At 35.9% G+C, this 10,099-nt stretch carries 11 protein-coding genes and 1 riboswitch; of the genes, 4 read left to right on the top strand and 7 right to left on the bottom strand.

Translation table 11 applies throughout. The features are described 5' to 3' along the window. Window positions 1–111 precede the first annotated feature (111 nt). Entirely contained in the window at window positions 112–1,296 is a 1,185-nt protein-coding gene (locus tag F6K54_RS13570) for an aspartate aminotransferase (protein WP_293078294.1), read from the top strand. Between the two features lie 1,414 nt (window positions 1,297–2,710). On the opposite strand, the gene F6K54_RS13575 is transcribed toward F6K54_RS13570, so the two are convergent. The 7 genes from F6K54_RS13575 to F6K54_RS42910 form a co-directional block, all read right to left on the bottom strand. Further along, on the bottom strand, window positions 2,711–3,019 hold the full coding sequence (locus F6K54_RS13575; protein ID WP_293078278.1) for an RNA-binding protein: 309 nt from the start codon (window positions 3,017–3,019) through the stop codon (window positions 2,711–2,713). A gap of 496 nt (window positions 3,020–3,515) precedes the next feature. Continuing rightward, on the bottom strand, window positions 3,516–4,877 hold the full coding sequence (gene clpX, locus F6K54_RS13580; RefSeq protein ID WP_293078280.1) for an ATP-dependent protease ATP-binding subunit ClpX: 1,362 nt from the start codon (window positions 4,875–4,877) through the stop codon (window positions 3,516–3,518). Window positions 4,878–5,066: 189 nt separating this feature from the next. Continuing rightward, the gene (locus tag F6K54_RS13585) at window positions 5,067–5,672 is read right to left on the bottom strand and encodes a transposase (RefSeq protein ID WP_293078282.1); all 606 of its coding nucleotides are present in this window, start codon (window positions 5,670–5,672) and stop codon (window positions 5,067–5,069) included. Continuing rightward, window positions 5,620–6,288 (bottom strand): hypothetical protein, encoded by a 669-nt coding sequence (locus F6K54_RS13590; protein WP_293078284.1) that lies wholly within the window; start codon window positions 6,286–6,288, stop codon window positions 5,620–5,622. Before F6K54_RS13590 ends, F6K54_RS13585 begins: the two co-directional genes overlap by 53 nt. A gap of 207 nt (window positions 6,289–6,495) precedes the next feature. Continuing rightward, on the bottom strand, window positions 6,496–6,921 hold the full coding sequence (locus F6K54_RS42900) for a transposase (RefSeq protein WP_366558127.1): 426 nt from the start codon (window positions 6,919–6,921) through the stop codon (window positions 6,496–6,498). Further along, window positions 6,884–7,219 carry a transposase gene (locus F6K54_RS42905; RefSeq protein WP_366558128.1) on the bottom strand — a complete coding sequence of 112 codons (336 nt, stop codon included), beginning with the start codon at window positions 7,217–7,219 and terminating at the stop codon, window positions 6,884–6,886. Before F6K54_RS42905 ends, F6K54_RS42900 begins: the two co-directional genes overlap by 38 nt. Before the next feature lie 165 nt (window positions 7,220–7,384). Further along, window positions 7,385–7,774 carry a helix-turn-helix domain-containing protein gene (locus tag F6K54_RS42910; RefSeq protein ID WP_366558129.1) on the bottom strand — a complete coding sequence of 130 codons (390 nt, stop codon included), beginning with the start codon at window positions 7,772–7,774 and terminating at the stop codon, window positions 7,385–7,387. A 615-nt stretch (window positions 7,775–8,389) separates the two neighbouring features. After that, a riboswitch (cobalamin riboswitch) is annotated at window positions 8,390–8,547 on the top strand. 25 nt (window positions 8,548–8,572) lie between these two features. On the opposite strand from F6K54_RS42910, the gene F6K54_RS13600 reads away from it, so the two are divergent. The 3 genes from F6K54_RS13600 to F6K54_RS13610 all read left to right on the top strand — a co-directional run bounded on the left by F6K54_RS13600 (window position 8,573) and on the right by F6K54_RS13610 (window position 9,920). Then, window positions 8,573–9,247, top strand: a complete 675-nt coding sequence (locus F6K54_RS13600; RefSeq protein WP_293078286.1) for a HupE/UreJ family protein — start codon at window positions 8,573–8,575, stop codon at window positions 9,245–9,247. Between the two features lie 40 nt (window positions 9,248–9,287). Next, window positions 9,288–9,683: a DUF1636 domain-containing protein gene (locus F6K54_RS13605; RefSeq protein ID WP_293078288.1), complete on the top strand. Its 396-nt coding sequence runs from the start codon at window positions 9,288–9,290 to the stop codon at window positions 9,681–9,683. A gap of 114 nt (window positions 9,684–9,797) precedes the next feature. Continuing rightward, window positions 9,798–9,920 carry a hypothetical protein gene (locus F6K54_RS13610; RefSeq protein WP_293078290.1) on the top strand — a complete coding sequence of 41 codons (123 nt, stop codon included), beginning with the start codon at window positions 9,798–9,800 and terminating at the stop codon, window positions 9,918–9,920. The last annotated feature ends 179 nt before the right edge of the window (window positions 9,921–10,099 follow it).

The following is a 10,099-nucleotide window of genomic DNA, read 5'->3' on the forward strand; positions in this document are numbered from 1 at the left end:
GTGTACGATTAATGCGTTTATTTTCTAAAATTTTATCAGTTTCTCAGCGTTTATTTTCTATATCCAAAAAGTAAATTGTCTATCAAATCACTGATTATTTGAGTCCTTGTAATAAATATGGATTGGATTAATCCCGCAAACAGAGTACAAGCACTACCACCTTATGTTTTTGCCCGTTTAGACGAACTAAAAGCTCGTGCCCGCGAACAAGGGCTAGATTTAATTGACTTGGGAATGGGGAACCCTGATGGAGCGACTCCTCAACCTGTTGTGGAGGCCGCCATCGTCGCTTTACAAGAAGTAGCTAACCATAGTTACCCCCCCTTTGAAGGTACTGCCAGTTTCAGAAAAGCAATTACTAATTGGTATTACCGTCGTTATAGTGTAAAACTTGACCCAGAAGGTGAAGCTTTACCACTGTTGGGTTCTAAGGAGGGTTTAACTCACTTAGCTTTGGCTTATGTGAATCCAGGAGATTTAGTTTTAGCACCTAATCCTGCATATCCTGCCCATTTTCGTGGTCCTTTAATTGCTGGAGGTAAGATTCATAGCATTTTACTGAAACCAGAAAATGATTGGATTATCGATCTAGGGGATATTCCCGATAGTGTTGCAGAGCAAGCGAAGATTCTCTATTTTAATTATCCTAGTAATCCCACTGGTGCTACTGCCCCACGAGAATTTTTTCAGGATATTGTGGCTTTTGCTAAAAAGTATGAAATTATGCTGGTTCACGACTTATGTTATGCTGAGTTAGCTTTTGATGGTTATCAGCCTACAAGTTTATTGGAGATTCCTGGGGGAAAAGATATTGGTGTTGAGTTTCACACTATGTCTAAAACTTATAATATGGCTGGCTGGCGAGTAGGTTTTGTGGTTGGTAATTCTCGGATAATTCAAGGGTTACGCACTTTGAAAACTAATTTAGATTATGGGTTGTTTGCTGCTCTACAGTCCGCTGCTGAAACTGCTTTACAGTTACCGGATGAATTTTTATATCAGGTTCAAGAACGTTATCGGCAACGTCGAGATTTTCTGATTCAAGGTTTAGGAAAGTTGGGTTGGAATGTACGGAAAACTCTGGCAACTATGTATTTATGGGTGCCTTGTCCACCAGGAGTAGGATCTACTGATTTTGCTTTGTCTGTATTACAAAAAACTGGGGTTGTGCTGACTCCAGGAAATGCTTTTGGTAGTGGAGGAGAGGGCTATGTGAGGGTTAGTCTAATTGCTGAATGTGAGCGTTTGACAGAAGTATTAAATCGGTTTCAGCAGGCAGGAATTTCCTATCATTGAAGTAAGCAAAATTTTATATGATATAAAGAAAGACTCTAGCTTCATTAGCTGAGTCTTCGATATTTTACAATTATTTTCTCTGGATTTCTGAATACTTAGGGTTTGCGCTCAAAAGTCTAATGGTGATGATAGGCAACAGGGAACAGCTCCGAAAGGCAAAAGTTAAGACTATATGCTACGGCCAAATTTTCTGAGATTCAGGGGAAAAGTATTAGTATTTTGAGGCTACAATAGCCAAAAACTTTGCACTTTTTCAGCAATATTTAACCCTGGAAACCTTTATAGGTATTGATTACAATTTTATTCAGCAAGCCCTACTTACCAGCAATTACAGTTCAAAACTTGGGGTTGCACATTATGGAATTATATTGCCAAAAATTAGTTTAGACTTTGACTAAAAAAAACTAAAAACCTAATATTAATTATTCTAGCAATTGATTAATCCAAAATCCAATTCAATCAAAAATCTTAAATCATTAGTTACTGTGCAAAACCTATTTTTGACTTCAACTTTAGAGCCTGCTTTCTCCTTGTGACATCTCCCACACTATAGCGTCAGCTTAGTGTGGGCTTCTCGTTTCGTAGCCCCGGTATCCCGTCGGGTTCAACAAGGTTTAAGGATGGAATGCCCTACCGCCCTATTTTTGATATTTATCGCTGCATTTAAGTAGCGGTCTATTACTATGCCACAATCTAAAAATCTAGACAATCATAGACACGCTTTTCATCCGTGACTAAAAGCAATTTTCTGACTCACCTGTCCATAAGTCTACTGGCAAAGAAGGTTAATGTTCTGATCAAACACATTGAGTTTAGGATTCCCTCTGGGGTTTTCATCAGATATGAAAAGTCGAGTGCCAAACACTCCATAATCGTTGCTAAAATCCTCTGGTCTTAGCAGACGTATGTAATAATAACACAGATTAATGGATTGACTAATCCCCGCAGCTTTTGCCGAGGGGATTCTAAGTTGATACTACGCAACACCGATAAATCCTTGTTGCTTCGTTTCTCATGATTCTGACCAAAGATATATTCTTTGGGGACAATTTCCGCGGTGCCCCTACACAGTCGGCATAGCGTCTAAACCATGCTTTGCTGCTTACTTTTGTCTAAACGTTTGTATATCCAGATAATAGCACAGGACAACTAAAGTTGTCTAGTCTAAACGACTCCCTTGTTTTCATCCCCCGGTTAAAACACGGGGGCTTTGAACGTCGCTTTTCGGTAAAAACATAGACATTTGGTAGATATTTGTCTAGGATAGTCTATATTTTTCAGCTCTAGCAACCAACAGGTCGAGTTTTCCTATTCTCCCTGAAATTTGCCCCCTGCTCCAATACTCAACATTTCTACATTTTTTTCACGCCTTATGTCTATTTGATGCGGGCATTCTAGCAACGTTTTTGATAAGTTAGTAGTTGTTGCGAGAGAACTTACGATTATTGCCACCACCGTAGCTACCACCACCCTTATTGTTTTCTCGTGGCTTGGCCTTATTAACTCTCATATCACGACCCATCCAACTTGCACCATCCAAAGCTTCAATTGCTTTTTCTTCATCCTCCTCGTTTACCATTTCCACAAATCCAAAACCACGCACTCGACCTGTTTCACGGTCTATAGGTAAATGAACTCTTGTTACCTGTCCATATTCAGCAAATACTGCATTTAAGTCCTCTTGTGTGACATCGTAGGATAAATTACCCACATATATTGACATAGACTGTCTCCCAAATCAGCTAAAAATTTAAAAGGAATAGAACTCGGAGACAAGTCTGTAAAGAAAAACTGGAAAACGCCCATCGAACTTAAACAGATCCTCGAAACCGATAACACATTCTATTATATCACAAGCTAGATTTAGCAATAGTAAAAATCAAGAAAGTTTGGCTCAGAATATAGCAGGCAAGAGGTAGCAGGCAACTTCTAAATCTGTGGGAAAAATATTTCTCTGCTAGGTTTATTAGCAGTCTATTTTCTAACTAACCCATTCTTTGTTATAGATTTGTATACTTAATGGTTGAGAATCAAGCAAGTTTTTCTATTATACTCTTTTTTCGCCTCACTAAAAATCAAAGGGCATCTCTAAAAAAGAGGAAGTAGGGAGTAGGGGGACAGAATTAATGAATCAGAGTGCCATAATTGATTTGATTTTTTACTATTTGGAGATTTCTAAAGATATTACATATCAAGGCAAAATCAAGATTTAATAATTTTTAAGCAGACTCATGCTGTTTATGCCAAGTTGGATGCCATAACAATTCAGCAGTGGATCTTTTTTCTACCATTTCTTCAGTGATAATACAACGGGTAACATCTTTACGGGATGGCAACTCATACATTACCTCTAACATTAACTCTTCTAAAATGCCTCGTAATGCTCTAGCTCCTGTTTTTCGTCTATATGCTTCTTTAGCGATCGCCTTAAGAGCTTCTTTCTGAAATTCTAACTTAACATTATCCATCTTTAATAATTTTTGATACTGTTTAACTAAAGCATTTTGTGGCTCAGTTAATATTTTCATTAATGCCGTTTCATCTAATGGGTCAATTACTGTTAATACTGGCATTCGTCCAATAAATTCTGGAATCAAACCAAACTTAACTAAGTCATCTGGTTCTACACTTTTGAGTACATTAATATTACGTTTTTCTTTTGACTGTAAAGCTATATTATCTTGATTAATATTTTCGGCCTGAATAAAGCCCAATGATTTTTTTCCCTGTCGTTGTTCAACTATTTTCTCTAACCCGACAAAAGCACCACCACAAATAAATAAAATTGAATTGGTATCAAGCTGAATAAAATCTTGATAGGGATGTTTACGTCCTCCTTGTGGTGGGACATTAACTATTGTCCCCTCCAAGATTTTTAATAAAGCTTGTTGGACTCCTTCTCCAGATACATCTCTTGTAATGGAAGTATTTTCACTTTTACGAGCAATTTTATCTATTTCGTCTATATATATTATTCCTCTCTGAGCCGCTTCTATATCAAAGTCTGCTACTTGCAATAACCTTAACAAAACATTCTCTACATCATCCCCTACATAACCAGCTTCGGTAAGGGTTGTTGCATCTGCTACTGCAAATGGCACATCTAGTAATTCTGCTAGAGTTTGGGCTAACAGAGTCTTTCCACAACCAGTTGGGCCAATTAATAGGATATTAGATTTTTGTAATTCCACATCAGGGTCAACGTTTTTGTCGGAATTATGATTTGTTTGACAACTCAGACGTTTGTAGTGATTATATACTGCTACTGACAGTACTTTTTTTGCCTGCTGTTGTCCAATTACATGATGATCCAAGTATTGATTAATTTCTGTAGGTTTCGGAACTGCTTCTAAGGAAGTTTTACTCTTACCTGAATAATTTTTATCTGCTAATTGCGATCCAATTTGACTAGCTGAAGTATCATCTTTTCTAGAGTTAAAAATTTCTTCTTCTAATATTTCGTTACATAGTTCTACACATTCATCGCAAATATATACCCCAGGACCTGCGATTAACTTACGGACTTGGTCTTGGGACTTGCCACAAAATGAGCATTTAAGATGGGAATCGTATCTGGACATACTTGTTTTATTCCTTGATGATGGGGATCTTTTTTTCTGAGGAGTTCAAAAGCTGTTATTTGATATTGATGATTGAAAAATCCAGCATATTAGTCATAATTTAAGTCTGAATTTCACAACTTCTTATGTTTATAGTTTTAACTCAACTGTGACATAGTTCATAAAAATATAGTCAAATATGACTAATCCTTATTTTGCAGGTGTTACTCTGACTGGGTGAACTACAACACCCTCGCTTCCCATAGTCAAAAACAAAAGGGAGCTGCTTTTCTCATTATGTTCAAAGAACCGTTCACATAACTCATTGATTAATCTTTTACTTGCGGTACAATATAAACCTCTTTTTACTCTTTTTCCTGAAAAGGTGACATGATTTTTCTCACCTTCTAAGTACACTGGAATCAAATCATTATCTATAAAACTTGATGCGGATGTATAAGATTCTTCTGTAATTATTACATCTATTCCTACCATCTTGGCTTTATAAGATAACATTTCTATTAACTTGTTATAGGGAACAGATACAAAATTTTGATTATTTCTTTTCCCTAAATTTATCTTCTGCTTCCACTCTTCATTGTGCCCTATTATCAATGTTCCTATTTTCTGATTAATTAGGGTATTAATAATTAAACGAGATGATTTATGAAGATAATCGTTGATTTTAAATTCTCTTTTATTACAAAGCTTTTTTAGTCTCTTACTTGATTGATTTTCTTTGAGTTGAGATTGTAAGGAACTCTTAACTTTGTTGTAGTATTGATTGATAGATTTTAAAGGTCTGCCATTTATCACTCTTGGGTTTAATTCCGGCTTGATTAAAGGTTAATGTAGCTAAGTTGTTTAATCCTATATCAATACTGGCACAACGATTTTTCTCTAGCTCGTATTGTTTTTCGCATTTCTCATAAATCACCTCAATTACATAATGGTTCAGTCTAGGGACTAGACGAACTTGTTTGACTTGTGAAGTAGGTACTAATGTTTTTAGATAAATTCCTGTTTTAGAAGGATTAATAATTCCTTGTTTTAATTGCCTCTTGCTGATGGCTTGTGTCCTATAAACTACAATATTTCTTCCCGTTATTTTATTTTTATATCCAGTCAGACGAGGACGAGATTTAAACTTTGATGGGTTCTGTTTATAAACTTCGTTTGCTGCTAAAAAGCTTTTCCAGTTTCTATCTAGTATCATCAAGATTTGTTGAGATACTTTAGCTGGCATTGCTTGATAATCTGATTGAGTAGAGAGTGTTTTTTGTAGGTCATAGTAGGAATTATTTATTTTTTCAAAGATGAAAGATTGGCGAACTAAATAATTGGCATAGTTATAGAGATTTTTCGACAAAAAACACAGTCGGTCAATTTCATCATAAAACCGATGATTTTTTGTATGGGATATGTCTCTCAACTAATTTCATAAATCAAGGGGTTAAAATTATATTAGGATTCAATAATTTAGGAATTTTTATTTTTATTTAGTCTGGAATTACCAGCCAATTTCATTATACTATTAAAGATATGGCCTTTGAGTTATTAAATTTTGTCAAATATAAAGGCGCTCTTTTATACAAGTAAACGGAGATATTTGACATCACTTGACTACATAAGACTATATTTATGTATAACTTTTATTATACTCCCACACGCTTGCTGGCGCTATAGTGTGGGCTTCTCGTTTCGCAGCCCCGGTATTCCGTCTGGCTCCACGAGCTTTAAGGACGGAATGCCCTACCGCCCTATTTTTTATATTTATCGCCGCATTTAAGTCGCGGTCTATTACTATGCCGCAGTGCGGGCAAAAATGGGTTCGTATGTTTAATTCTTTATCGACTTTTTCCCCACAGTTTGAACAATCTTGGCTGGTATTTTTGGGGTTCACTGCTACGGTTTTCTGTCCAGCATTTCCAGCTTTGACAGTTAAAATAGCCAGGAATTTACCCCATCCAGCATCGTTAATTGATTTACTCAAACGAGTCTTTGCTAGTCCTTTTATCTTTAAGTTTTCATGGGCAATAACATCCGATGAGTGATAACAATTCATTGGCTGTTTTGAAATGAAAATCTTTACGTTTATCAGCAACCTTTTTATGTTGTTTAGCTACAGCTTTGACAGCATTAAGCCTCCTTTTAGTTCCTTTTTTCTTTCTAGATAAACGTTTTTGTAGAGTCTTTAATCGTTTCTGAGATGAGCGATAGTATTGAGGAATAGGGATAGACTCTCCTTCACTTGTTACTAAGAATTCTTTCAACCCCATATCAATTCCCAGAGTGTTTTTTAATGTTGGTTCAACTTTAGTTGTTAAAGCTGGAACTGATTTTTCTTCTAGGGATAAAGTCATTTCAGTTATCAGTTATCAGTACCTCTACCTGAAGTAAAGTGAATTGAAATATTGAACTTGATTTTCTCTTAGTTGATGGTCGGACAGCGCAGGTTTCTGAGCCATCCGGAGACCGCTTTTTTTCCCGTTAAAAGGGAAGGCTTCAAGGCGCGAATTATTTAATTATTAATTATTAAGGTAACGTCCTTTTCCTTTAAACCTTGGTCTTCCTAATTTATATCCACTTTTATCTGCTTTAAACCATCGATCAAAAGCAAATTTTACCCGTTTTATGCAATCTTGCAGGACCTGATAATGAATCAGCTTGTACTCAGGAAACTTGTCTTTTGTATTGACCAAATCTTTTTTTTGAGAGTAATAATCTGGATGGTCTCTAAGTTGAGGAATTGGCATCACCAAGGGGCAGGCGTTAACTGGACAAAGGTTTTCTGACCACCATGAGAATTTTTCACCCAGCCTATAGTTGTACTGCCGACGCAACAATTCCAACCACATTTCTATTATTGCTATTTGATCTGAGTTGGGCCTTAATTTATATTGGTAGGCAGTGCGCATGGTGGAAAATTTCTGGGGTTATTGCAATATCATAATACAAGTTTTTCAACTAGGGCAAAGGCTTTTGCTGGGATAGCATGCAAATTCAATAGGTTCGATGCCCATTCAATTTGCGGCCAATTCATCTCACGCCAAATCTGCATATTATGGCGTGAGGCTTCTCGGCGATTCAGCTAATTATATATATTTGTTTTTAAGCATTTTAATTTTTCAACAAGATAATTTCAATAATTTACTATAGTAATTCCCATACTTGTAAGGTACAAAATTCACAATTTTTGGGGAACAGGGAACAGAATAGAAATTCAAGATAGGTGTATCTCACACTTACTGAGAAACGCCATATGAGATTTATCTACTCAGAACGTTTAAAAAGTATGAGCATCTGGCCTAATTATTTGAAACTCAAAAAATAAAAACAAGCTCGGTCTGAATCATTAACAATTATTAGGTTGGATAATATGATTATATTATATCTACAATTTCTTAGTTTTTTGCATAATCTAGATTTAGATATTGACTAACTATTTTTTTGCAAAGATTTATTAAGCAGAAAATGTTGAAAAATTTATAAAAATCAAAAATATTTTGAGCGAGAAGAGAAATATTGTGATATAGTTCTTAAACTATGTTGGTTCTAGCGAGGGTCAGTCGTTAGAAGTAAAGGGGAAAGTTTGGTGTAAATCCAACGCTGTCCCGCAACTGTGAAATGAGTTTAGTAAAATCTAAAATTTCATTAAGCCAGAATGCCCACCAACATTAATTAATAAAAATAATCAATACATCTGCGAGGTACGGATGAGAGACAAACATTACAAGCCTACAAAAAGTAGGCTTGCTCACCAATTGCATAGAATAAGAGTAATTTTAGCACTAGCAATTTTAATCTTTTTCAGCACAATAGAATCGGCAATAGCCCATCATCCAATGGATGGAAAAACACCAAGTAATTTGTGGGAAGGTTTTCTATCTGGTGTAGGACATCCAATTATTGGAATAGATCATCTGGCTTTTGTCGTTGCAGTTGGATTAATTGCAGTAGGAATCCCCAACGGTATATCAATAATAGCATCTTTTCTCGCTACAGTAATATTAGGAACAGGTATCCATCTTCTCAGTATTGATTTACCTTTAACAGAAATAGCGATCGCCCTATCAGTAGTTGCTTTTGGTACAATGCTAGTTCTCAAACAGAAGCTGAGTCTCCAATTATTAAGTATTTTTGCAGCTATTGCTGGTATATTTCATGGTTATGCTTATGGAGAGGCAATTATTGGTGCAGAAATGACACCCTTATTTGCATATTTGTTTGGCTTTACAGCGGTGCAATTATTAATAGCATTATTGGTGATGAAATCTGCTGAATTAGTAAGTAATTCTTGGGAAAATAAATTCTTTCTTGTAATGCGCTTCCTGGGTTTGGCAATAGGTGCTATTGGAATGGTATTTTTCACCAGCGCAATATTTAGTTAGTAGCCCAATTAAATTATTACAAAATCATCAAAAAAACAAAATGTCTACGCCACAGATACTATTTGTTTGTACTACTTGTGCGAGTGTTTGGAAAGATGGGAAACGACAAGGTATTAGTGGAGGAGAAAAACTACTAGACCAACTTTCCCAAGAATATAAAAATTGGCACTTACGGGATAGATTTTCTATAAAACCAATAGAATGTATGAGTGCTTGTAGTCACTCTTGTGCTATTTCTTTTGCTGCCCCTGGTAAGCATACTTATGTATTTGGAGATTTACCATCTCAAACAGAAGTTTTATCTGAAGTATCAGCAGCAGTATTAGAATGTGCCAGTCTCTATGATGCTAAATCTGATGGATTATTATCTTGGTCGGAAAGACCTAAGCAGTTAAAAAAAGGTGTGTTAGCAAGAATTCCACCATTAATTTCGTAGGGTGCATCTCATAGCAAGCAAAAATACTTTTTTCCTATATATTCCCAGCTCCGGTGTTCCCAGCTCCGGTGTTCCCTAAAAGCGATAAATTTTTGGCTTTATTCACGCATTGAGATGCACCCATTTCGTAAGCTATTCAGCCGTCAGTTATTAGCTAGTCTTCTATGGTTGAAACTGCGTTATCAGCTATTAATTTTGGAGAAGGTAAAAGAAACCTTTGAAATTGAGAAAGAATAAACAGTTACTACTAAAGTTTCTAGACTAAACCTTAGAAGTAATTATTTATTACGTAAGCATTCAGCTATTAGCATTTCCGTTTGTCATGCTCCGCAAACAGCTATCAGCTTTTATTTGAGTCAAGCAAAGACTAAGGTTAGCTGACAGAAATATTTCATTTCCTGCGGAATGCGGAAGCA

It is taken from the genome of Okeania sp. SIO3B5 (assembly GCF_010692555.1).
Classification (GTDB): domain Bacteria; phylum Cyanobacteriota; class Cyanobacteriia; order Cyanobacteriales; family Microcoleaceae; genus Okeania.

Bases quoted from the DNA above. Each gene is read 5' to 3' on its own strand.
- F6K54_RS13575 (WP_293078278.1), bottom strand. From the start codon at position 3,019: ATGTCAATATATGTGGGTAATTTATCCTACGATGTCACACAAGAGGAC.
- clpX (WP_293078280.1), bottom strand. From the start codon at position 4,877: ATGTCCAGATACGATTCCCATCTTAAATGCTCATTTTGTGGCAAGTCC.
- F6K54_RS42900 (WP_366558127.1), bottom strand. From the start codon at position 6,921: ATGAATTGTTATCACTCATCGGATGTTATTGCCCATGAAAACTTAAAG.
- F6K54_RS42905 (WP_366558128.1), bottom strand. From the start codon at position 7,219: ATGACTTTATCCCTAGAAGAAAAATCAGTTCCAGCTTTAACAACTAAA.
- F6K54_RS42910 (WP_366558129.1), bottom strand. From the start codon at position 7,774: ATGCGCACTGCCTACCAATATAAATTAAGGCCCAACTCAGATCAAATA.
- F6K54_RS13600 (WP_293078286.1), top strand. From the start codon at position 8,573: ATGAGAGACAAACATTACAAGCCTACAAAAAGTAGGCTTGCTCACCAA.
- F6K54_RS13605 (WP_293078288.1), top strand. From the start codon at position 9,288: ATGTCTACGCCACAGATACTATTTGTTTGTACTACTTGTGCGAGTGTT.
- F6K54_RS13610 (WP_293078290.1), top strand. From the start codon at position 9,798: ATGCACCCATTTCGTAAGCTATTCAGCCGTCAGTTATTAGCTAGTCTT.